This is a genomic window from Pseudomonas alkylphenolica (genome assembly GCF_000746525.1).
GTDB classification, from domain to species: domain Bacteria; phylum Pseudomonadota; class Gammaproteobacteria; order Pseudomonadales; family Pseudomonadaceae; genus Aquipseudomonas; species Aquipseudomonas alkylphenolica.
Genome location: NZ_CP009048.1, coordinates 2636441 through 2659729 on the forward strand (window position 1 = coordinate 2636441; position 23289 = coordinate 2659729).

Here is a 23289-nt window from a genome sequence, read left to right on the forward strand (position 1 = left end):
GTTGAGAAACAGCGTGGTTGAAAGTGACGAGTGCAATCCGGTCAGCACCAACAAGAACGAGACTGGATTCGACTCAGGGATAGTCCAAAGTAGCTTCACGTGCGAGGGTCGCAGAATGTTTGGATGGATAAGGAGCGCAATAACCTATTACGTCAACTCAACCGGGCGTGGCAGTCCACTCTACAGGAAGTTGTGCAACCCGAATGCGTGCGAGTGGGGCGTGTATTTAAGCCGATGGGGAAAGTTTCATTCTGTCGGCCAGCATGTACATATCAGTAGCGGCTGCAACATAACCGACCCTACGCTCGTGCGTATCGGCAGTTATGTGGGTTTGTCGGATTGCTCACTGTTCGGGCACGACGCAGTGGTGGCCTTGATTGAGGCGCGCTACGGCAAGCATCTCGACTCGGTCGGTTACATCGATATCCGCGACAATTGTTATATCGGGCATGGTGCGATTGTCATGCCGCGCGTGACCATCGGGCCTGATTCGATTGTCGCCGCTGGCGCTGTAGTCACTAAAGATGTGCCGCCTGGCACCGTGGTCGGGGGCAATCCGGCAAAGGTCATTTGTACAACCGAAGAGCTGGTCAACAGGATTGAAGCACGTTGCACTGCTTATCCGTGGATGGACCTGATCAAACAGCGCAATGGCGCCTATGACCCTGAGCTGGAACCGACACTGGCGGCGGCAAGGCGCCAGTACTTTTTCGGGGACGGAAACAATGGCTAGCAAGCCCGTCGACGTGCTGGTGGTCAACTTCAATACCGCAGGCTTGTTGCAGCCGATGTTTGACGCGCTGCGCCAAGCCGACAGCGAACAGCTTGCCAGCTATCTGGTGGTGGACAACGCCTCGGTCGACAACTCGCTGGAGTGCCTGGCCAAGGTATGCCCTGAGGCGAAGTTACTGAGCAATGAAAAAAACGTCGGCTTTGGTCGTGCCAACAATCAATTGCTTGAACACCTGCAAGGCAAGTACGCACTGCTGCTCAATACCGACTCCTTTGTGGCCGCCGACAGCCTGGGCAAAACCATCGAATACATGGACGCCCACCCTGATTGCGGTGTCCTGGGCGTTCGCCTGGTAGGGCGCGAGGGCGATCTGCAACCCAGCTGCCGCTACTTTCCAACGCCGTTGAACGTGTTTGTTGCCCGAACCGGGCTCAGGCGCTTTTTCCCGTGGCTGAAAATGGTCGACGAGATGACCTGGGATCATGATGCGGTCCGGGAGTGCGACTGGCTGCCAGGCTGCTTCTATCTGGTGCGTCGGGAAGTGCTCGACCAGGTTGGCCTGTTTGACCCGCGTTACTTCCTCTATTACGAGGAGGTGGACCACTGTAAACGCGTGAAAGAGGCCGGCTGGAAGGTGGTGTTCTATCCGCATACCACGGTCGTGCACATTGGTGGCGAAAGCTCCAAGTCGGTTGCCGAACTGGAGGCGGCCAGCCGCCAGATATCGAACTACCAGATCGAAAGCGAGCTCTTGTATTTCCGCAAACATCATGGCGTGCCAGGGCTGGCCTTGCATATGTTGCTGGTGTGCCTGGGGGATCTGTTGCTGGCACTCAAGGCGCTGTTGAAAGGGCGAGGCCGGGCGGCCATCAGGGCATGTTGGCAGCATACCCGTGCCACCTGGTCGCTGTTGTTCGCTACCCGCTTCGCTAGCCAACCGACACGGTAGGTGAATTCATGTTCGAAAACATACGTGCGGACTTGCGTGCATACCGTGGCGATTGGGGCGCCCAGGGCTTCTGGGTCATGCTGGTGTATCGCTTTGGACGTTGGCGCTACGGCGTGCGTCCGGCGTTGCTGCGCAAGCTGTTCTCCTTCGTCTACAAAGTGCTGTTCAAACTGGTGCAAATCGTCACGGGAGTGGAATTGCCCTGTGAGGTGGTGGTCGGTCGCAACTTCGTTATCGACCATTTTGGCGGCATCGTTATCAGCGGCTATGCGCAATTCGGTGATGACTGTCGTATTCGCAACGGCGTAGTGGTCGGCCTGAAGAATGTCGATGAACCCACCGCACCGGTAATCGGCAACAACGTGGATATCGGCGCCGGCGCCAAGGTGCTGGGCAATATTCGCATTGGCAACAATGTGATTATCGGCTCTAACGCGGTGGTATTGATCGATGTGCCGGACAATTCACTGGCCGTTGGCGTGCCAGCGACTATAAAGGTGAGAAAGCCCACTGAAGTAATGGAATACACCTGAGTCAGCCAGTTGATCGTCGCGAGTGAGGCCCATGGTGAAAGGCATTGGCGTTGTGGTTATCGGTCGTAACGAAGGCCAGCGGCTTGAACGCTGCCTGGCTTCGCTGGAGGGTAGCGCGGACAAGGTCGTTTACGTCGACTCGGGTTCGGTGGATGGTTCGGTGCAGATGGCACGCCAGCGTGGCGTCGAGGTGTTGGCGCTGGATATGACGCGCCCGTTCACGGCAGCACGTGCGCGCAACGAAGGCTTTGCCCGTTTGCAACGCCTGTTGCCGACGATGCGTCATGTGCAGTTTGTCGATGGTGACTGCGAAGTGGCCGCTGGCTGGTTGCCCAAGGCGCAAGCATTTCTTTATGCGCATCCCGCGGTCGCGGTGGTGTGTGGTCGTCGCCGCGAGCGTTTTCCACAACGTTCGGTATACAACTTGCTGTGCGATCTGGAGTGGGACACGCCGATTGGAGAGGCCAAGGCCTGTGGCGGTGATGCGCTGATGCGCGCGGATGCCTTTGCCGCCGTGTCCGGGTATCGCGCCAGTCTTATTGCCGGAGAAGAGCCTGAATTGTGTGTGCGGCTGCGCGCAGCGGGCTGGAAGATCTGGCGTTTGCCTGAGGAAATGACCCAGCACGACGCCGCCATGACCCGCTTTGGCCAGTGGTGGCAGCGCAGTCTGCGTGGCGGCTATGCCTTTGCTGAAGGTGCTTTTTTGCATGGGGCTGCGCCGGAGCGGCATTGGCAGCGAGAGTCACGTCGTATCTGGATCTGGGGGTTGGCGATTCCGCTGGCGATCATTGCGGCCAGTGCATGGTTCGGAGGCTGGGGGCTGTTGCTGCTGTTGATCTACCCGCTGCAGGCCGTGCGCCTGGCACGCCGGGGTGTCAGGTCGGCGCGCGAAAACTGGCTGCAGGCCGTGTTCCTGGTGCTTGGCAAGTTTCCCGAGATGCTGGGGCAGGTGAAGTTCCTATTGAACAGATTCGGTGCCGGCAAAGCGGTATTGATCGAATACAAGTGAGAAATCCATGATTTATCGATCGATATTGAAAAGTGTGCTCACGTTGCAGCCTGGGTATTCTTTACGGGCGTTGAACAACAAGTTCAAGTTGATGCTGTTGATGACCCGGCAGTGGTCAGACCTGCGCGCGTTTATGACACGCATGTCGAATGCACTCGGCAATGACGGTTTTGAGAAGCTGGGGGAGGATTGCATTGGCGTGGTGCAGTGGCCCTACATCAGCAAGTGCTGGAATGCCCCGGCACGACTTGCTGCGGTGGCTTCGCACTATGAAGCGATCAGCGATCAGTTTCCGGCGCTGTTGCTGCTGGGGCGTGACGAGCGTCTGACCCTGTGCGACCTGTCGAGCTACTCCAGCGCCTGTACCCTGGTCCTGGACCGGCCGATCTGGTTCAAGCGCGAAGGGGAGTTGGTGCTGAACGTGTTCCAAGGTGATTTGCGCGTGGCATCAATCGCCTTCACCTTGTCCCGCACCACGGATGGACTGTGTCTGTTCATTGGCGCAGTCCAGGGCATTCACAAAGGCATAGACAGTGAAAGGTCCTTGAGCATCTACCGGGACCTGACCAAGGACTTTGAAGGGCTGCGGCCCAGAAGTTTTTTGATCGAAGCCATCAAGTGCGTTGCCAGAACGGTGGGCGCTACCAGGATTTATGCGGTCGGCGACGCGTACAGGCACCATCGTCATCCTTATTTTGGTGCTGAAAAAGCCCAGGATCTGGCGGCTAACTACGATGTCATCTGGCTGGAAAATGGCGCAACGCCCTCGGCTCGCGAGGACTTCTTCAACATTCCCCTGGCCCAGTCAATGCGTGCGGCGGATGACATCGCCGCGAAAAAACGCGCGATGTACCGCAGACGCCAGGCGTTACTGGATGATGTTTTTGCCCACATTGAAACTGCCCTGGTAGGCACTGATGGGCAACGGCAGCTGCAACTGCACCGGCAGCGTTTGGGCGCCGCACTGGCAGTACAGGAAGTCCACAGCGCACCGACCGTCTCGCCCGTGACGGCAAGGGTTGCTGCGTTGCTCCGACACCTTGTAACCGAGCCACGGATAGACCAGCGCTTTCGGGCGTACGTGCAGAAAGCCGGGTTGTATCCAACCCTCAGGAAAGTCTGGCGGGAGTTGTTGAAGCAGGGGCCGGGCCTGCTGTGGAAAGCACCTGATGCCAAGAAAAGCCTGCCGCTGGGTAATCCTGACGTACCGGCCAGCGATCTGTTCGCCAACAAAGTGGTGTTGATCGGCGAGGCTGACCTGTCGCAACGCCCAAAACCCCGGGTGGCGCAGATCCAGCAAGCGCTTGAAGGCCTCGGTTACCGATGCCGCGTTGTGGATTGGCGTGACCACGGCGCTTGTCTGAATGCACTGCAGATGTGTTCAGCGGTGATCTTCTTTCGGGTGCCTGCCTTCGCCGATGTACTGCAGTTGATCGAGGAGGCCAGGCGGCTCAAGGTCACCTCCTACTGGGACGCCGATGACTTGATTTTCGATCCGCAGGCGTACCGCCAGGGCAATGATCTGAATTCCTTGGGCGACGGCACCATCGCAAACCTGCTGACAGCCGTGGCGCTGTATCAACAGGCGCTGCTGTCGTGTGACCGGGCCATCGCTGCGACGGCCACCTTGGCCCTGGCAATGACTGAGGCTGGCGCCAGGCATGTGACGCTGGTCGAGCAGACTCCGGACGCTGAATCCGACAGCAAGAGTTGGCAACCGCTGAGCCGGATCTTTCCTGCGCAGGCGAAGACTCGCGCCAGGCGCGTGCTGTCGGCAAACATATTCTTCGCCCCGAGAAGTTATGGCGGCGCCACGATTATTGCGGAGCAGATGACGCGGTTGATGGCGCAGGCATCGCAACTGCAGCCTTTCGTTTTCACCTCGTTGCCAGTCGCCAACGCAGCGCCCTACGGCTTGTTCAGGTATGAGGTCAACAAGGTTGCGGTCATCGGCATGGGGCTACCCGATGAGCGCTCCGAATATTTTGAGAACCCCGCGACAATCGATATCTTCGAGGCCATGCTCAGCAGCGTCGCGCCAGACCTTGTGCACTTGCATTCGGTGCAAGGACTCGGCGCGCAGCTGGCGGAAAGTTGCCGCAAGGCGGGCATTCCTTTTGTGGTGACGTTGCATGACACCTGGTGGATCTGTGGGCGTCAGTTCATGATCAATAACCATGGGCAATACTGCGGGCAAACCAGGATTTCCACTGAAGTCTGCGCAAAGTGTGTAGACGATCCGGTCCTCAACGATTACCGCCAGCAGTGGCTGGCAAGCATGCTGAAAAAGGCCGACCTGTTACTGGCGCCGAGCAAGTTTGCCAGGGACCTGTATATCGCCAACGGCTTCGATGCCACGAAGATCCGGGTCAACAACAATGGCATCCTGGCGCCTGCGGCCAACTACCGTAAGCAAACGGGCAAGACCCTCAGGTTTGGCTATGTCGGCGGTAATGTCTCGATCAAGGGTGTGACCTTGCTGGCCCGTGCCTTTGCCTCGCTCAACCGCTCGGACTATGAACTCAAGGTGGTGGATAGCCAGCTGCACCTTGGCTTGCGTTCATTCAAGCCAGACAGCATCAAAATTCCCGGGACCGTCACCTTCATACCTGGCTATGCCCAGGCCAACATGGACGCGTTCTATTCCGGTATCGATGTTCTGCTGTTCCCGACGCAGTTGAAAGAAACCTTCGGCTTGTCGGTGCGCGAAGCGCTTGCCCGCGACGTCTGGGTGATCAGCACCCAGGGCGGCGGAACGGTTGAAGATATCGTCGATGGCGTCAATGGCACCATCATCCCCCTGAGCACAGATGAAAAGTACTTGCGTCAGGCGCTGTCCGATGTGCTCGAACACCAGCAGCGCTTCCTTGAACATCGCAACCCCTTCAAAGCCAGTATCAAGTTGTGCAGCGACCAGGCCCTGGAGCTCCAGGAGATCTATGCAGACGTACTCAAGCAGGCCTCGCTGTCGCAGGCTTCGGCAGCAGGCCAGCCGTCGGTGATCGCCAGCCTGAGGTAGAAGGCTGGCGAAGCAGGTTTGATCATTCATAACGCGGGTAAACAGTCGGGCTCCTATGCGCATTGCTTATTTCATCAATCAGTATCCCAAGGTCAGCCATAGCTTCATTCGCCGCGAAATTCTGGCGCTGGAACGCCAGGGCATCGAGATTCAACGCATTGCCTTGCGTGGCTGGGACGCTGAGTTGCAGGATGCCGAGGACCTGTCCGAACGGGATAAAACCCGCTATGTGCTGCAAGACGGCGTCAAGGGCCTGCTGGTGCCGTTGCTGCAAGTGCTGCGTGCGCGCCCGCAACATTTTTGTTCGGCCTTGTGGCTGGCCCTGCGTATGGGTCTGCGTGCCGATCGCCCGTGGCCCTATCATCTGGTCTATCTGGCCGAGGCGTGCCGTGTAGTGCAGTGGTTGCAGGCGTATGGAGCTGAGCATGTGCATGCACATTTCGGCACCAATTCAACCGAGGTGGTGATGCTGGCCAACGTACTCGGTGGGCCCGCTTACAGTTTTACCGTGCATGGCCCGGAAGAATTCGACAAACCGCAATTTCTGTATCTGGGCGAGAAAGTCCGGCGTGCTGCGTTCGTCGCGGCGGTCAGCTCCTACGGGCGCAGCCAGCTGTTTCGCTGGGTGGCGCATGAGCACTGGGCCAAGGTCAAGGTGGTGCATTGCGGCCTGGAGCGCATGTTTCATGAAGTGCCGGCAGTCATGGCCCCCAGTGTGCCGCGCCTGGTTTGCGTCGGGCGTTTGTGTGAACAAAAGGGCCAGCTGTTGCTCCTTGAAGCTGCGCGGCTGTTGGCCGCCCAGTCGGTGGTGTTCGAGATCGTGCTGGCCGGTGACGGGGAAATGCGCGCCGATATCGAAGCGCTGATCGTCCGGCATGAATTGCAGGCGCAGGTGCGCATCACTGGCTGGATCAGCAGTGCCCAGGTACGCGATGAGATCCTTGGCGCCCGCGCCCTGGTTCTGCCGAGTTTCGCCGAGGGCCTGCCGGTGGTGATCATGGAGGCCATGGCCTTGCGCCGGCCGGTGCTGACGACCTATGTGGCGGGCATTCCCGAGCTGGTTCGCCAGGGTGAGAACGGTTGGCTGTTTCCTGCCGGGGCGGTGGAGGAGTTGGCTGCAGCCATGGCCGACTGCCTTGCGCAACCTGTCGACACCTTGCAACGCATGGGGGAGGCGGCCTATCAACGTGTACTGCAACGCCACGATATCGACAGTGAAGCGGCCAGGCTGGCCGGCTACTTTAAGGCATCCGCATGATTACTTTACTGGCTTGGCTGCTGGGAGCAGTGGCGCTACTCACGCTGCTGCCGGTGTTGGTGCTGTTCGCGCAGGTGCTGCTGGCCTGCCTGCCTGCGCGACCTGGGTTGCAGCTGAACGCCGCGCGGCCGCGCGTGGCGGTGTTGGTACCCGCGCACAACGAATCCTCGGGCATCGTGTCGACGCTCAATAGCATTCTCCCGCAACTGCTGGAAGGTGACCGGCTGTTGGTGGTTGCCGACAACTGTAACGACGACACTGCCGCGCTGGCCCGTTCGGTTGGCGCAGAAGTGGTGGAACGTCGGGATGAGCAACGGCGTGGCAAGGGCTACGCGCTGGATTGTGGTGTGCGTCATCTGGCCGGGGCGGCGCCAGAGGTGGTGATTGTCATTGACGCCGATTGTCAGGTGAGTGAGCGCGGCATTGAGCATCTGGCGCGCAGTTGTGCCAGTGCCGGGCGGCCGGTGCAAGCCCTCGATCTGATGTGCGCACCTGCAGGCGCGGGGCTGAAAGTCCAGGTTGCCGAGTTCGCCTGGCGGGTCAAGAACCTGGTGCGACCACGCGGTTGGGCGCGAGTGGGGTTGCCTTGCCAATTGATGGGAACGGGAATGGCGATCGACTGGCGAGACCTGGCACTGGTCGATCTGGCCAGCGGTCACCTGGTCGAAGACTTGAAAATGGGCCTGGATTTCTGCCGCAACGGCAAGCCGCCATTGTTTTGTCCGGATGCACAGGTCACCAGCTATTTTCCACGCAGCGCTGAGGGGCTCACTAGCCAGCGCGCACGTTGGGAGCGTGGTCATCTGGGGGTGCTGCTGGGCGATGCGCCGAAGTTGCTGGCAGCATCGATCACCCAGCGCAATTGGAACCTGCTGGCGATGACGGTGGATCTGATGGTTCCGCCGCTGGCCTTGCTGAGCTTGACCTTGCTGGCTGTGTTCAGTGCCTCATGGCTGGCATTTTTGCTGTTCGGTGTGTGGGTGCCGGCGTTGATTGCCACGGGCGCGATGGCCCTGTTGGTTGCCGCTGTGCTGTTGGCGTGGAAGCGGTTCTGCCGTGAGCTGATCGGGTTTTCCGTGCTGCTGTATGCACCGTTCTATGCGGCGAAAAAGATACCGCTGTATCTGGGTTTTCTAATCAAACGCCAGGTCGAATGGGTGCGTTCAAAACGGGATGACAGCTAATGGATGAAGGCGCCGCGCAGAAAAGATGGAAAACGATTATCGGCAAATTGCGGGTGGTCGGCAGCGCAGGTGACAAACAGGGATTGCTGCAAGCCTTGTCCGCACCCGAAGCACCGACCGTGCTGGGGTTCGTCAATGCCCATGCCATGAACCTGGTGGCTGGCGATGGCGAATACTTCAAGGCTTTGTTGGCGGCGGATGTGCTGTTACGCGATGGTGTCGGCATGGCGCTTCTGTACCGTCGCCTGGGCCTCGATCCCGGGTTGAACATGAATGGTACGGACTTCATTCCGCAACTGCTGGCGACATTCAAAGGCCGTCGTGTAGCGTTCTGGGGGACTGAAGAGCCGTTCCTGAGCCAGGCGGCGCAGCGTAGCGAAGCCCTGTCCGGTGTGCAGGTGGTATCGGTTCATCATGGCTTTGCCGAGGTGCAGACCTACATCGACCTTGTACGGCAAACCCAGCCTGAGCTGATTGTGCTGGGCATGGGCATGCCCAGGCAGGAAGCCGTTGCCGCACAACTCAAAGCCGTTGGCGTGCCCTGCCTGATCATCTGCGGTGGGGCGATCCTGGATTTTCTCGGCGGCAAGGTAACGCGGGCGCCACAGTGGCTACGCAGGCTAGGGTGCGAGTGGGTCTACAGGTTGCTCAGAGAACCAAAGCGGCTATTTCTGCGCTATGTGGTGGGCAATCCCTTGTTCCTGTTGCGGATGCTTTTCTGCACCAGGGCTGCGGTGGGGGATGCGCAGAACACACCCCGGCCTTCCTAGGGAATACCCTGACCAGCGGATCGTCCGATTCAGCCAAAATCAACGGCAGGGATGACTCGGTCAGCGGTGATGGCTTGGTACTGCTACAGTGATATCACAAGCTTCTTCAGGGCTGGGAAATATTGGGAAAGCGTGTGGTATCTCAATTGATGAGGTCTAGTAATGGTTTTCGAACCCAGAAGCAGCCGTTCCCTACTCCAGCGCAGAAGCAGTGTCAGTAACGCCATTCAGGCGGGTCTCGACGGTATTGCGGTGACCGGCGTTGCCTGGTACCTGATCAATGACCAGATCGGTTACATCACCTCTGATTACGTCATCATGATGTTGCTGTTGATCGGCGCGTTGGCCGTCATCTACGACCACTACGCCATTTACCGCAGCAATGTCGGGCTGTCCATCAAGGCCTTCAGACTGTTTAAAGCATGGTCGGCCACCTTTTGTTTTCTTGTGGTCATGGCGTTCCTGACCAAGCAGAGCGAGAGTTATTCGCGCATGCTGGTGGGGGAGCTGTTTGTCATCGGCTATTTTGTTCAGCTATTCCTGCACTTTGCCGTGCGCGAGGTGCAAAAGCGCTTTTTTGCGCACGCCTATCGTCTGGAAAATGCCCTGATTATTGGTGCTGGCGACCTCGCTCATTTTCTGCATCAGAAGATAAGCAACAACCCCTGGTTCGGTGAGCGGATTGTTGGCTGTGTCTTGACCGGTGAGGGCGACAGCGGCGATTACGCAGAAGGGAAGAATCGCCTGTCAGTGTTGGGGCATATCTCCGATCTGGATGAAATCGTCGTCCAGCATGCGATCAGGACTGTCTATCTGGTCACGCCGCTAAGCGGTTCTGCGGTCATTAATGACGTGTACTTGAAGTTGCTCGACAAGTGCATTGCGGTTAACTGGGTGCCCGATATCTTTTCCCTGCGTTTGATCAATCACAGTGTGCGTGAAATTTCCGGCATTCCTGTGCTTACCTTGTCTGAAACGCCGTTGACGGGGACGAGTCTGTTCCTGAAAAACCTGGAAGACAAAGTCCTTGCAGCCCTTATCCTGCTGTTTGCATCACCGGTGCTGCTGGCTGTTGCCCTGGCGATCAAACTCGACAGCCAGGGCCCAGTGTTCTTCAGGCAGGAACGCATGGGCTGGACCGGGGAGTCCTTCCGTATCTGGAAATTCAGAAGCATGGTTGTTCATGAGCCGGAAGATGGCGTGGTCAAACAAGCGCAGAAAAATGATGCGCGGCTGACCCGGGTGGGCGCCTTCATCCGCCGCACCAGCCTCGACGAACTGCCCCAGCTGTTCAATGTGCTGATGGGCGAAATGTCCCTGGTGGGGCCGCGCCCGCACGCCCGGCAACACGATACGCAGTACTCTCAGGACATCGTCGACTACTTTGCCCGGCACAACATCAAACCCGGCATGACCGGCTTGGCGCAGGTCCGTGGTTTCCGGGGTGAGACCAAAGACATCGAGCAAATGATCCAGCGTGTCGACTCTGACATCGAGTACATCAACAACTGGTCGCTGTGGCTCGATTTCGTGATCCTGGTGCGCACGCTCAATGCCTTCACTGGCAAGCATGCTTACTAGCGATTCACTGTGCCTGGGCGTGTAAAGAGCGGAAACTTTCGGCTTCCTCAACCAGCCAGTCATGCACCGCCCGGGCGCTCGGATGCGCCAGGCCACCGGGCGGATAGAGCAGCACGTAGCGCTTGTGATTGGCAATCGGCAAACCGAACGGCACGATCAGCGTACCGCGCTCCAGCTCGTCATTGAGCAGGGTACGTCGGGCGATGGCCACGCCGATGCCGGCGATTGCCGCTTCAATGGTCAGGTGGTTGCGGTTGAAGGTGTGCCCGCGGCGCACGTCCAGGCCACTCGCGCCAATCCCTTCCAGATAAAACTCCCATTCCGCGTATTCCGAGCTGCCGCGCCAGGCGGTGATGTCGTGCAGCAACGGATAGTGCGCAAGATCGCCAGGGCCATGCAGGGGCGGGCGGCCCCGCAGCAGGGTCGGCGAACACACCGGGAAGATCTGTTCATCAAGCAACGGTGTTGAGTGCATGCCCGGGTAGCTGCCGTCGTTGAGGTCGATGGCCAGGTCGAAGTCGCCTTCATGCAAAGCCTGACTGCTGTCTTCGGCCACCAGGCGCAGCTGGATGTCCGGGTAGCGTTGCTGCAGGCGGGGCAGGCGCGGGGTCAGCCATTTGGCCAGAAACGAGGGGATCGAACGCAGGCGCAGGGTGCCGCGAATTTCGCCGGCGTCCAGGCGCAGCAGTTCGGCGTCGATGCTGCCGTAGGCTTCGCTGACCGTCTGTGCCAGGCGCTGGCCTTCGGCGCTCAGTTCCACGCCACGGGCGCGGCGCAGGAACAGGCGAAAACCCAGGCGCTCTTCCAGCTGACGAATCTGCTGGCTCACGGCACCTGGGGTGATGTGCAGTTCTTCGGCGCAGCGGGTGAACGACAGGTGCCGCGCCGCACAGGAAAACACGTGCAGCCAGACATACATCTGGCCATTCATCTGTCGTCTCATCGTTTAGTACTGCTAAAGGCTTGCTTAGAAAGTTTCGTTGGTCAATGCCACGGTGACCGGGCAGTATCGCGCAACTTCGCGAAACCCTTCAATTTTTTCATAACGCCGCAGGGCGACATTCGTCGCTTGAGCGTGCAGGCATTAGCATGGCTATCAGTGTTTTCGACCTTTTCAAGATTGGCATCGGGCCCTCCAGCTCCCACACCGTGGGCCCGATGCGGGCGGCTGCGACCTTTGCCCAGGCCTTGCGTGAGCAGGGCCTGCTGGAGCAAGTCAGTCGGGTAGAGGTTCGTCTGTATGGCTCGCTGTCGGCCACCGGTGTCGGCCACGCCACTGACCGTGCCACCTTGCTCGGGCTGATGGGCGAATGGCCCGACCAGATCGATCCACAGCATATCGAACCGCTCATCACACAGTTGCAGGACAGCCAGGTACTGCAGCTCGATGGTCGTCATGCCGTTGCCTTCGATTGCAGCCGCGACCTGCTGCTGCTCGACGAAAGCCTGCCGTACCACCCCAATGCCATGACCCTGGAAGCCAGCAGCGCAAGCGGTTCGTTGCTGCAGCAGACCTACTATTCGGTCGGTGGCGGTTTTATTGTCGAGGCCGCACAGATCGGCGCTGCCGGCGACAGCAGCGAACAGGTCAGGTTGCCCTACGACTTCGACAGTGCCGCCGAGCTTCTGGCGCTGTGCAAACAGCACCAGTTGCGCGTCAGCGAGCTGATGATGGCCAACGAACTGGCCTGGCGCCCGGAGGCCGAAGTGCGCAGTGGCTTGCTCAAGCTGTGGGCGGCCATGCGCGAGTGCGTCGACAACGGCCTGCGCAACGAAGGCATCCTGCCCGGCGGGCTCAAGGTCAAACGCCGCGCCGCCAAGCTGCACCGTAGCTTGCAGGAGCTGGGCAAGCCCAATGTGATCGGCTCCACATTGAGCGCGATGGAATGGGTCAACCTGTTCGCCCTGGCGGTCAACGAAGAGAACGCCGCGGGCGGGCGCATGGTCACCGCACCCACCAACGGTGCTGCCGGGATTATTCCGGCGGTGCTGCATTACTACATGAAGTTCAACCCTGATGCCTGCGACAACGATGTTGTCGATTTCCTGCTCAGTGCTGCCGCTGTGGGCATCCTGTGCAAGAAGAACGCCTCGATCTCCGGCGCTGAAGTGGGGTGTCAGGGGGAGGTGGGCTCGGCGTGTTCCATGGCTGCGGCAGGGCTCGCCGAAGTGCTTGGGGCGACGCCGATGCAGCTGGAGAACGCTGCCGAAATCGCCCTTGAACATAACCTCGGCCTGACCTGCGACCCGGTTGGCGGTCTGGTTCAGGTGCCGTGCATCGAGCGCAACGCCATCGCGGCGGTCAAGGCCATCAACGCTGTGCAGATGGCCTTGCGCGGTGATGGGGAGCACTTCATTTCCCTGGACCGCGTGATCCGCACCATGCGCGATACCGGTGCCGACATGCATGCCAACTACAAGGAGACTTCGCGCGGCGGCCTGGCTGTCGCTTTTGTCGAGTGTTGAGTTAAGCCCTATCGCGGGGCAAGCCCGCTCCCACAGCTCCGGTGGGAGCGGGCTTGCCCCGCGATCAAGTTATTCATAAGCAACAAAAACAACTACAAGGCAATATCGATGACTGATGTAAACACCACCACCCACCTGGGTGCGAGCACGGCTGCGCCGGCGCAAAGCAAAACCTGGAATCGCCACGACACCACCTGGGTCCTGGGTCTGTACGGCACCGCCATTGGCGCCGGTACCCTGTTCCTGCCGATCAACGCCGGGGTAGGGGGCTTCTGGCCGCTGCTGGTGCTGGCACTGCTGGCGTTCCCGATGACCTACTACGCTCACCGTGGCCTGACCCGCTTTGTGCTGTCCGGCAAGCGCGGCGCCAGCGAAGACATCACCGAGGTAGTAGAAGAGCACTTTGGTGTCGGCGCCGGCAAGCTGATCACCTTGCTGTACTTCCTGGCCATTTTCCCCATCCTGCTGGTCTACAGCGTGGCGCTGACCAATACCCTGGGCAGTTTCATGGAGCACCAGTTGCACATGACTCCGCCACCGCGAGCCTTGCTGGCCTTGCTATTGATCTGTGGCCTGATGATCGTGGTGCGCAGCGGCCAGGGCATCATCGTCAAGGTCATGAGCCTGTTGGTCTACCCCTTTGTGGCCGCGCTGTTGCTGCTGGCCCTGAGCCTGATCCCCAACTGGAACGGCGCGTTCTTCGCCCAGGCGTCCGAAGGCATGCCGATGGACCTGTTCTTCAAGACTCTGTGGCTGGCGATCCCGGTGATGGTCTTCTCGTTCAACCATTCGCCGATCATCTCGGCCTTCGCCGTTGACCAGAAGCACCGCTACGGCGAACAGGCCGACCACAAGAGCAGCCGCATCCTGGCCAGCGCGCATGTGATGATGGTGCTGACGGTGATGTTCTTCTGCTTCAGCTGCGTACTGGCCCTGAGCCCGGCCGATCTGGCAGCGGCCAAGCAACAGAACATCTCGATCCTCTCGTACCTGGCCAACCACTTCCAGACACCGGTCATTGCCTTTGTCGCGCCGTTGATTGCCCTGGTGGCGATCACCAAATCGTTCCTCGGTCATTACATCGGTGCCAGCGAAGGCTTCCAGGGCATGATCGTGAAAAGCCTGCGCAGCCGCGGCAAGCAACTGCCAGCCAAGCGCCTGGAACAACTGACCGCACTGTTCATGGTGTTGACCTGCTGGGCCGTGGCCACCCTCAACCCGAGCATCCTGGGGATGATCGAGAACCTTGGCGGGCCGATTATCGCCTGCCTGTTGTTCCTGATGCCGATGTACGCCATCCACAAGGTGCCGTCGCTGCGCAAATATTCGGGCAAGCTGTCGAATGTCTTCGTGGTGTTGATCGGCCTGATTACCCTGTCGGCGATTCTTTACTCGTTCTTCGCCTGAGTCGCGTTCCAGGGACAGGACGCTGCGGTTCGTTGCCGTGACTTCCCTTGCAAGGGGCCTGACGTTAGTGTGAATGCACTCGCGTCAGGCCCTTTTGGCTTGACCCTCGCAAAGGAAGCCACTGCAGATGACCGATTCGACCGTTCACGCCGAGCTGGGTGAGATCCCCTATACCGTCAACCTGTCCGCCGGTGTAAACCAGTGGCTGGCGGATGAAAACCAGGCCCTCGGTGGCCGCGACGCCGGCCCCAATCCTCACCAGCTGCTGCTCTCGGCGTTGGGGGCGTGCACCGCAATCACCTTGTCGATGTATGCCCGGCGCAAGGAGTGGCCGCTGCAGCATGTGCATGTGCAGCTGGATATCGTCAAGGAAGAGAAAACCACACCGATGAGCACCGAGATCAAGCGTGTCATTGAACTGCACGGTGATCTCGATGCGGCCCAGCGTGAGCGCCTGCTGGGCGTGGCCAACGCCTGTCCGGTGCACAAGCTGCTCAGCGGCAGCATTGCGATCGACAGTCAGTTGAGTGACTAACGCGCCTCGCTCCTGAACTTCACCAAGCTGCGGCGCATGTCCGAGGCCCAGCCGTCGAGTACCGGCTGGACGTCTTTCACGGTCAGCTTGGTGGTTTTGTTCTCAAGCTCCGTGCCGGCGCCTTTGCGTACCACCTGGGCGACCACTGTGTTATTGCCGCCGTCGAGAATTGCCGCTTCGGTGGCGATGTCGACATCCTGGTCACGACCACCGGCAGCAGTCATGACGGCTGCCGTCACCAGGGCGATCGGGATCACCTCATAAGGCTTGAGCCCTTCGGTGTGGGTTGCCACCGCGGTAATCGCCGGGCGCACCACCAGCACGTTCGGGCCCGGACCTGTGGCCAGCGGTACGACCGCACCCAGTTCACGCTTGAGCGCTGTGTCGTAGTAGTGGGTGATCTGCTGCAGCGTTTGTGGGGTGATCACGTCGGTGGGCTGCGGTTTGGGATAGAACTGGCTCGGCTCGATGTACACCTGTTTGTAGTTGGCGGCCTTGAAGTTGGGGGAGATCCAGCGCATTACCGGGGCGCCGGAGATACTTTCGGCCTCTTTCAGGCGGCTGTAGTCCTTGAGAAAACCGGAGTATTCACTGGGGTCGACCCTGGAGTTGGCGCATCCGGCCAGTACGATAAGTGCGGAGCAGAGTAAGGTTGAACGCAGTGCAGATTTCATCGGCTTTCGTTCCTTGGCAATGGTTGCGATGACGCGTGTGAGATGACTTCAACAAAGCTAGCAGCTCCCGGCTTGCGCGCCAGAGCTTGCTGTGGATTTCCCCGGGTGGGAGCGGGCTTGCCCCGCGATTGCGGCTTGTCAGCAGCATCGTATCGCGGGGCAAGCCCGCTCCCACCGTCAATCCTTTACCAGCGCACGCAACGCCGCCTTCGCCTCGGGCGTATGCAGACGCTCGATAAACAGCAGGCCCTCGCGACGCACGCAGGCTTCCAGTTCTGACCGATGCGTATCCTTGAGAAGCCGTTTGCTGACCCGCAGCGCCTCCTGAGGCAGTCTTTGCAGACGCTGCGCCAATTGCAAAGCAGCTTGCAGGCACTGTTCGCCATCTTCATGCAGCTCATTGGCCAGACCCCATTGCACGGCCTGCTCGCCTGTCAGCAGCTCATTGCACAACAGCAGCCGGGCCGCCCGGGGGTGTCCCAGCAAGCGTGGCAACAACAGGCTGGAGCCAAACTCCGGGCACAAGCCCAGCGGTACAAAGGGCATGCGCAGTTTGGCCGAGCGGCTCATCAGTACCTGATCGCAGTGCAACAGCAAGGTAGTGCCGATGCCGATGGCAGCGCCGCAGACGGCGGCAATCAGCGGCTTGTCCAGGGCCATGACAATACGCATCAGGCGAAACACCGGGCTGTCCATGTCGACGGGCGGGTTGTCGAGAAAATCCTTGAGGTCGTTACCGGCGCTGAAGCACTGGGCGCCGCCGGTGATGACGATGACCTCGACCTGCGGGTCATCGGTGGCCGCCAGCAGCAGCTCGCCAAGCGCGCTGTACATGGCGCTGTTCAAGGCGTTGAGTTTGTCTGGCCGGTTGAAGGTCAGGGTCAGCAAGCCGTTGTTCAGGTCACGGATAATCAGGTCGGTCATGGCAAGCCTTTATTGTTCTTGTCTTGGGATTCAGAAGGTCGGTGGCGTGATCACCCAGATGACCACGGCATCGACCTCGCCAGGGTTGCCGTAGCGGTGCGGTTCCTGGCTGGAAAAACTGAAGCTGTCGCCTTCGCTCAACTGAAAGTAGCGATCGCCCACCCACAGCTCGAAACTGCCGGACAGCAGATAACCGGCTTCTTCGCCTTCATGGCTGTAGCTCTGCTGGCTGTAGGTGCCTGGGGGGAAGCGCGAGTGGAGCATTTCCAGCTCACGGTTCGGCTGCGGAGTCAGTAGCTGGTCAACGATGCCATCTTCGTAGTGGACACTCAGGCGGCTGTTTTTGCGTACCACGTAGCCGTTGTCTTCAGGATCGGTGCTGGCTTCGCTGGCGAAAAACCACTGGATGGTCACGCCCAGGCTGCGGGCGATGTTGAACAGCGCCGGAATCGACGGGTAGGACAGGTTGCGTTCCAGCTGGCTGATGTAGCCAGCGGTCAGCTCGCTCTGCTGGGCCAGTTCGGCCAGGGTCATGCCCCGGCGTTTGCGCAGGCCGCGAATACGCGTGCCGAGAAACTGCGGGGCGGCGGCGCCTTCCTGGCTGGGAACGGCGCCGGCGGGCGGCATCTTGCTGCTGTTGCTCATGGGGTGCTCCGAACCGCACGCTGCAAAGCCCCGGAGTATAAACAGGCTCAGAGCGTCCAGGCGACCTTCAATCCTTCGTAAATGGCTTCTTCGGCGGTGCGCGGGGCCAGGCAATCGCCGATCCGCTTCACTTGCACCAGGCCGCTGAGCTCGTCTACCAGGGTATCGACCGGTTGATGACCCTGGCACAACACCAGGGTGTCGATGTCCTCGAAGATCATCGGCTCGCCGCTGGCGGTGTGTTGCAGGTACACGGTGTTGTCATCGCAGCCGTACAGGCGGGCATAGGGGGTGATGGGGATGCCGAGTTTATGCAGCTCACCGGCCAGCTGGTCGCGTACATACAACGGCAGGTTTTCGCCGCAGTGGGTGCCATTGAGCGCCAGCTGCACCTGGTGTCCGGCGCGGACCAGACGTTCGGCGATGCCCGGGCCGATCCAGTCGCAGCGCCAGTCCACCACCAGTACCGAACGCCCGAGCGTGACCTCATCGCGCAGCACCTGCCAGGCATCGACGACTTGCAGTTCACCCCCACGCTCGAAGGCCGGCCAGTAAGGCTCGGCACCGGTGGCGACGATCACCAGGTCGGGCTTTTCACGTTCCACCAGGGCGCGATCGACCCGGGTGTTGCGCACCACCTCGACACCGGCCAGCTGCATTTCGCGCTGTAGGTTGGTGCTGGCGCCGCCGAATTCGGCACGGCGCGGCAGCAATTGCGCCAGCAGCACCTGGCCGCCCAGCTGCGCGCTGGCTTCGTACAGGGTTACCTCATGCCCGCGTGCTGCCGCCACTGCGGCAGCCTTCATGCCAGCGGGGCCGCCACCGGCGACCATGATGCGCTTGCGTTGCGGCGCTTTCTGAAGCTGGCCGAACTGCTGTTCACGCCCGGTTTCCGGGTGCTGGATGCAGGAGATCGGCAGGCCGCGATGGAAATGGCCGATGCAGGCCTGGTTGCAGGCGATACACGCACGCACATCCTCGGCGCGGCCGCTGTCGGTCTTGTTCGGCATCTCTGGGTCGCAGATCAGCGCGCGAGTCATGCCGCAGACATCGGCCTGGCCACGGGCCAGGATCAGTTCGGCTTCCTGCGGCTGGTTGATACGCCCGGTGACGAACAGCGGAATCGACAGGCTGGCCTTGAAGGTACCGGCTTCACGCGCCAGGTATGCCGCTTCGATGGCCATCGGCGGGACGATATGTATCGCGCCGCCGAGCGAGGCCGAGGTGCCGGCGACGATATGCACATAGTCGAGCGCCGACTGCAGCAGTTGTACCGCCGCCAGGGATTCGTCTTCAGTGAGGCCTTCGGCATCACGCTCGTCGGCGCTGATGCGCAGGCCGATGATGAAATCGGGCGCGGTGGCGGCGCGTACCGCCGCAATCACTTCGCGCAGAAAGCGCAAGCGCTGTTCCAGCTCGCCGTTGTAGCCATCGGTGCGGCGGTTGACCCGTGGGTTGATGAACTGCGCCGGCAGATAACCATGGCTGGCGACCACTTCGACGCCATCGATCCCGGCCTGATGCAGGCGCCGGGCAGCATCGGCGTAGCCTTGCACGATCTCGTCGATCATCGCCTGGTCGAGGGCCCGCGGCATCACCCGGAAGCGTTCATTGGGCACCGCCGAGGCTGAATAAGCCACGGCCAGCAAGCCGTCGCTGGACTCCATGATCTCCCGGCCGGGGTGAAAAATCTGCGACAGCACCACCGTGCCATGGGCATGACAGGTCTCGGCCAGCTGGCGGTAACCCTCGATGCAGGCATCGTCGGTGGCCATCAGCACATGCGAGGTGTAGCGCGCACTGTCGTGCACCCCGGCCACCTGCAGCACGATCAGACCGACGCCACCTTCGGCACGGGCCTTGTGGTAGGCGATCAGGCGGTCGTTGACCAGGTTGTCGGTGGGGATCGAGGTGTCGTGGCCGCTGGACATGATGCGGTTCTTCAGGCGTTTGCCCCGGATTTGCAGCGGTTCGAACAGGTGCGTGAAGGTCGACATGCTGTGCAGGCTCCAGCGGGTTGTTGTTTTTATTTTTCTATAGAAGTGTACCGCTAGTAAAAAATCAACTTGTTTTTTTACTTGGCATTGACTAGTTTTCGATTCACCCCGAGTCCTGGGGCACACCTCACAACAACAAGAAAACGGACTGCGCCTGGCGCGGTACCAGCATGAGGAACCACGAATGAAAGCGAACCTGCTCAAACTCTCGCCCTGGCTGCTTGCCCTTGGCCTTGGCAGTGCCCAGGCAGCACCGGACATGGTGGTCGTCGCCTACGGCGGCGCCGGTCAGAAAGCCCAGGATGCAGCGATTTTCCAGCCTTTCAGCGCCCAGGACGGCAGCAAACTGATCCAGAGTGAATACAACGGCGAAATGGCCCGGATCAAGGTGATGGTCGACACCGGCAACGTCGACTGGGACCTGGTCATGATCGAGGCGCCGGACCTGATGCGCGGCTGCGAGGAGGGCATGTATGAACGCCTCGACTGGGCCCAGATCGGCCGCGCCGAGCAGTTGATTCCCGATGCGGCCCAGGAGTGTGGTTCGGCGGTGCTGGTGTGGAGCGTGGCGATTGCCTACGACAAGAACAAACTGGCCCAGGCGCCGGCGTCATGGTCGGATTTCTGGGACGTGCAGAAGATCCCCGGCAAGCGTGGCCTGCGCAAACGCGCGGTGTACAACCTGGAGTTCGCCCTGATGGCCGACGGCGTCAAAGCCGAAGATGTCTACAAGGTGCTGGCGACCCCGCAAGGCGTCGACCGCGCCTTCGCCAAACTCACAGAACTCAAGCCCTACATCCAGTGGTGGGAAGCCGGTGCGCAACCGGCGCAATGGCTAAGCGCCGGCGACGTGGTGATGACCTCGACCTACAGCGGCCGGATCGCCGTCGCCGCGCAGGAGGGTAGTTCATTGGCGGTGGTCTGGCCGGGCAGCCTGTACGGCATGGACTACTGGGCGATTATCAAGGGCTCCAAGCATGTCGACCAGGCCAAGCGCCTGATCGCCTTCGCCAACCAGCCCGACACCCAGGTGCGCTACGTCAATGCGATTCCTTACGGGCCAACCAACACCGAGGCGGCTGCGGAGCTTGATCCGAAGCTGGCCAACTGGGTGCCGACCTCCAAGCAGAACCTTGAAGGCGCCCTGGCGATGAACGTCGAGTTCTGGGTCGACCACGGCGATGAACTCGAAGAGCGCTTCAACGCCTGGGCCAGTAAGTAACCCTTGAGGGCTGGACACCGCCGGGTGTCCAGCCCTATTGTCTGGCCAGCCATTTGCCTGAGAACAACAACAATGAATCCGACTGAAACCGAACTGCGCCTGCGTCAGGAACTGGCCGCCTGTTACCGGCTGATCGCGCATTTCCGCATGACCGACCTGATCTTCACCCATATTTCGGTGCGCATTCCCGGCCCCGAGCACCACTTTCTGATCAATCCCTACGGCTTGATGTTCGATGAAATCACCGCCTCCAACCTGGTCAAGATCGACCTGCAAGGCAATGCCGTCGAGCCGTCACCGTATCCGGTCAACCCTGCAGGCTTCGTGATCCACAGCGCCATTCACGGCGCCCGTGAAGATGCCCGGTGCGTACTGCACACCCATACCAAGGCCGGTTGTGCGGTGGCCGCGCTCAAGTGCGGGTTGCTGCCGGTCAACCAGATCTCCATGGAGTTCTACGGCAAGGTTGCCTACCACGACTACGAAGGCGTGGCCCTGGACATGGATGAGCAGCAGCGTCTGGTGGCTGACCTTGGCAACAAGCCGGTGTTGATGCTGCGTAACCATGGTTTGCTGACCGTCGGCGAGAACGTCAGCGAAGCATTCCTGCGCATGTATTACCTGGAAAAAGCCTGTGAAATCCAGCTGGCAGCGCAAGCGGCCGGTGAGATTGTGCTGCCGTCGGATGCGGTCTGCGCCCATACCGAGCGCCAGTTCAACGATCACGCGCGGCAGCTGAAAGAAGGCGAGCTGACCGATAGCGGCGCGATGCAGCTGGCGTGGAAGGCCTTGTTGAGGATGCTGGAACGGGTGGCACCGGACTATCGCGACTGATTGGGAGTTGCTGTACAGTCGTTCAATAGCATCGCGGGGCAAGCCCGCTCCCACAGCTCCCTGTGGGAGCGGGCTTGCCCCGCGAAAAGACAGCCCACCCAATGAGAACCATCCATGAGCCAGGAAGCCCGTTACAGCCGTATGGTCCCCGAGTTGCGCAAGGCCAACCTGGTCGAAGCAACGCTGGTGTGTCTGAAGCGACACGGCTTTCAGGGTGCCTCGATTCGCAAGATCTCGGCCGAGGCGGGAGTCTCGGTGGGGTTGATCAGCCACCACTATTCGGGCAAGGACGAACTGGTGGCCGAAGCCTACATGGCGGTCACCGGGCGGGTCATGGGCCTGATCCGCGAAGCCATGGCCCAGGCCGCACCGAATGCCCGCGAGCGCCTGTCGGCGTTCTTTCGCGCCTCGTTCTGCGCTGAACTGCTCGATCCGCAATTGCTTGATGCCTGGCTGGCGTTCTGGGGCGCGGTGAAAACCGCCGAGGCCATCAACCAGGTGCACGATCACTCCTACGGGGAATACCGCAATGAACTGGGCCGCCTGCTCAGCGAGCTGGCCCGGGAGGAGGATTGGCAAGCCTTCGACGCCGACCTTGCGGCCATTAGCCTCAGCGCCTTGCTCGACGGTTTGTGGCTGGAATCGGGGCTCAACCCTGGCACTTTCACCCCCGAGCAGGGCGTGCAGATCTGCGAGGCCTGGGTCGACGGCCTGCAAGCCGGTGGACGGCGGCGCTTCACCCTGACCGAGGGCTGTTGATCGGTCGTTCAGTAATGGGTAGGCTGCTGTCGCGAGTTACATAACAACGACTATAAGAGACAACACGCAATGACGCCTCGGGTACTGATCGTCGACGACGATCCGCTTATTCGCGACTTGCTGCACGCCTACCTGTCCCAGGAAGGCTACGACGTTCACTGCGCCGACACCGCCGAGCAGGCCGAGAGCTTCCTCGCCAATCACAGCGTCGACCTGGTGATGCTCGACATCCGCCTGCCGGGCAAGGACGGCCTGACCCTGACCCGCGAGCTGCGGGTACGCTCAGAGGTCGGCATCATCCTCATCACCGGCCGCAACGACGACATCGACCGTATCGTCGGCCTGGAATGTGGCGCCGACGACTATGTGATCAAACCGCTCAATCCCCGTGAACTGGTGTCGCGAGCCAAGAACCTGATCCGCCGCGTGCGCCATGCCCAGGCTTCGAAGCCGGTAGCCAGCAACACCCAGGCCCTCAAGCAGTTCGCCGACTGGGGGCTGGACACCGACCGCCGGCGCCTGATCGATCCGCAGGGCGGCGAAACCCTGCTGACCCATGGCGAATTCCAGTTGCTCAGTGTGTTCCTGCGCAACAGTGGCCACACCTTGAGCCGCGACCAGTTGATGGACCAGATCCGCAACCGTGAATGGGTGCCCAACGACCGCTCCATCGACGTGCTGGTCGGTCGCCTGCGGCGCAAGCTACACGACGACCCGGCCGAGCCGCAGCTGATCATCACCATCCACGGCGCCGGTTACCTGTTTACCGCCAGCGTGGCGGCCTGATCGC

The 23289-nt window shown here is 60.5% G+C and carries 21 protein-coding genes and 1 pseudogene; 17 read left to right on the forward strand and 5 right to left on the reverse strand.

Annotated elements, in window-relative coordinates; translation table 11 throughout:
• The first annotated feature begins 115 nt into the window (after positions 1–115).
• The 10 genes and pseudogenes from PSAKL28_RS12055 (at position 116) to PSAKL28_RS12095 (ending at position 11036) form a co-directional block, all read left to right on the forward strand.
• Entirely contained in the window at positions 116–733 is a 618-nt protein-coding gene (locus tag PSAKL28_RS12055) for an acyltransferase (RefSeq protein ID WP_038616570.1), read from the forward strand.
• The gene (locus PSAKL28_RS12060; protein ID WP_038610505.1) at positions 726–1682 is read left to right on the forward strand and encodes a glycosyltransferase family 2 protein; all 957 of its coding nucleotides are present in this window, start codon (positions 726–728) and stop codon (positions 1680–1682) included. The genes PSAKL28_RS12055 and PSAKL28_RS12060 overlap by 8 nt, the downstream gene beginning before the upstream one ends.
• Before the next feature lie 8 nt (positions 1683–1690).
• Positions 1691–2215, forward strand: coding sequence for a serine O-acetyltransferase (locus PSAKL28_RS12065; RefSeq protein WP_038610507.1), 525 nt, complete (start codon positions 1691–1693; stop codon positions 2213–2215).
• Positions 2216–2246: 31 nt separating this feature from the next.
• A complete protein-coding gene (locus tag PSAKL28_RS12070) occupies positions 2247–3224 on the forward strand; it encodes a glycosyltransferase (RefSeq protein ID WP_038610509.1) in 978 nt (325 codons plus the stop codon).
• A gap of 7 nt (positions 3225–3231) precedes the next feature.
• A pseudogene (locus PSAKL28_RS28390) lies at positions 3232–4114 on the forward strand (DUF535 family protein); the annotation flags it as partial.
• A gap of 749 nt (positions 4115–4863) precedes the next feature.
• Positions 4864–6243, forward strand: coding sequence for a glycosyltransferase family 4 protein (locus PSAKL28_RS28395; RefSeq protein ID WP_306452929.1), 1380 nt, complete (start codon positions 4864–4866; stop codon positions 6241–6243).
• A gap of 55 nt (positions 6244–6298) precedes the next feature.
• Complete coding sequence (locus PSAKL28_RS12080) at positions 6299–7501, forward strand: glycosyltransferase (RefSeq protein WP_038610513.1); 1203 nt, start codon at positions 6299–6301, stop codon at positions 7499–7501.
• A complete protein-coding gene (locus PSAKL28_RS12085) occupies positions 7498–8685 on the forward strand; it encodes a glycosyltransferase family 2 protein (RefSeq protein WP_038610515.1) in 1188 nt (395 codons plus the stop codon). Before PSAKL28_RS12080 ends, PSAKL28_RS12085 begins: the two co-directional genes overlap by 4 nt.
• Complete coding sequence (locus tag PSAKL28_RS12090; RefSeq protein WP_038610516.1) at positions 8685–9455, forward strand: WecB/TagA/CpsF family glycosyltransferase; 771 nt, start codon at positions 8685–8687, stop codon at positions 9453–9455. Before PSAKL28_RS12085 ends, PSAKL28_RS12090 begins: the two co-directional genes overlap by 1 nt.
• A 162-nt stretch (positions 9456–9617) precedes the next feature.
• Positions 9618–11036: an undecaprenyl-phosphate glucose phosphotransferase gene (locus PSAKL28_RS12095; RefSeq protein ID WP_038610518.1), complete on the forward strand. Its 1419-nt coding sequence runs from the start codon at positions 9618–9620 to the stop codon at positions 11034–11036.
• Between the two features lie 4 nt (positions 11037–11040).
• On the opposite strand, the gene PSAKL28_RS12100 is transcribed toward PSAKL28_RS12095, so the two are convergent.
• Complete coding sequence (locus PSAKL28_RS12100) at positions 11041–11979, reverse strand: LysR substrate-binding domain-containing protein (protein ID WP_038610520.1); 939 nt, start codon at positions 11977–11979, stop codon at positions 11041–11043.
• 146 nt (positions 11980–12125) lie between these two features.
• Between PSAKL28_RS12100 and PSAKL28_RS12105 the strand changes: the two genes are divergently transcribed.
• The 3 genes from PSAKL28_RS12105 (at position 12126) to PSAKL28_RS12115 (ending at position 15444) form a co-directional block, all read left to right on the forward strand.
• Positions 12126–13502, forward strand: coding sequence for an L-serine ammonia-lyase (locus PSAKL28_RS12105; RefSeq protein WP_038610523.1), 1377 nt, complete (start codon positions 12126–12128; stop codon positions 13500–13502).
• A 108-nt stretch (positions 13503–13610) separates the two neighbouring features.
• A complete protein-coding gene (locus PSAKL28_RS12110) occupies positions 13611–14909 on the forward strand; it encodes a serine/threonine transporter (protein ID WP_038610524.1) in 1299 nt (432 codons plus the stop codon).
• 127 nt (positions 14910–15036) lie between these two features.
• Positions 15037–15444, forward strand: coding sequence for an OsmC family protein (locus PSAKL28_RS12115; RefSeq protein WP_038610527.1), 408 nt, complete (start codon positions 15037–15039; stop codon positions 15442–15444).
• Here the strand turns inward: PSAKL28_RS12115 and PSAKL28_RS12120 are convergent.
• The 4 genes from PSAKL28_RS12120 to PSAKL28_RS12135 all read right to left on the reverse strand — a co-directional run bounded on the left by PSAKL28_RS12120 (position 15441) and on the right by PSAKL28_RS12135 (position 19684).
• A complete protein-coding gene (locus tag PSAKL28_RS12120; protein ID WP_038610530.1) occupies positions 15441–16118 on the reverse strand; it encodes a DUF3313 domain-containing protein in 678 nt (225 codons plus the stop codon). The genes PSAKL28_RS12115 and PSAKL28_RS12120 overlap by 4 nt on opposite strands.
• Positions 16119–16295: 177 nt before the next feature.
• Entirely contained in the window at positions 16296–17042 is a 747-nt protein-coding gene (locus tag PSAKL28_RS12125; RefSeq protein WP_038610532.1) for an enoyl-CoA hydratase, read from the reverse strand.
• A 30-nt stretch (positions 17043–17072) separates the two neighbouring features.
• Entirely contained in the window at positions 17073–17669 is a 597-nt protein-coding gene (locus PSAKL28_RS12130; protein ID WP_167335144.1) for a cupin domain-containing protein, read from the reverse strand.
• 65 nt (positions 17670–17734) lie between these two features.
• Positions 17735–19684: an oxidoreductase gene (locus PSAKL28_RS12135; protein WP_038610539.1), complete on the reverse strand. Its 1950-nt coding sequence runs from the start codon at positions 19682–19684 to the stop codon at positions 17735–17737.
• A 184-nt stretch (positions 19685–19868) separates the two neighbouring features.
• Between PSAKL28_RS12135 and PSAKL28_RS12140 the strand changes: the two genes are divergently transcribed.
• The 4 genes from PSAKL28_RS12140 (at position 19869) to PSAKL28_RS12155 (ending at position 23285) form a co-directional block, all read left to right on the forward strand.
• Positions 19869–20906 (forward strand): ABC transporter substrate-binding protein, encoded by a 1038-nt coding sequence (locus PSAKL28_RS12140; RefSeq protein ID WP_038610542.1) that lies wholly within the window; start codon positions 19869–19871, stop codon positions 20904–20906.
• Between the two features lie 72 nt (positions 20907–20978).
• Complete coding sequence (locus PSAKL28_RS12145) at positions 20979–21740, forward strand: class II aldolase/adducin family protein (RefSeq protein WP_038610544.1); 762 nt, start codon at positions 20979–20981, stop codon at positions 21738–21740.
• Between the two features lie 114 nt (positions 21741–21854).
• Positions 21855–22499 carry a TetR family transcriptional regulator C-terminal domain-containing protein gene (locus PSAKL28_RS12150; RefSeq protein ID WP_038610546.1) on the forward strand — a complete coding sequence of 215 codons (645 nt, stop codon included), beginning with the start codon at positions 21855–21857 and terminating at the stop codon, positions 22497–22499.
• 69 nt (positions 22500–22568) lie between these two features.
• Positions 22569–23285, forward strand: a complete 717-nt coding sequence (locus PSAKL28_RS12155; protein ID WP_038610548.1) for a response regulator — start codon at positions 22569–22571, stop codon at positions 23283–23285.
• Positions 23286–23289 lie beyond the last annotated feature (4 nt).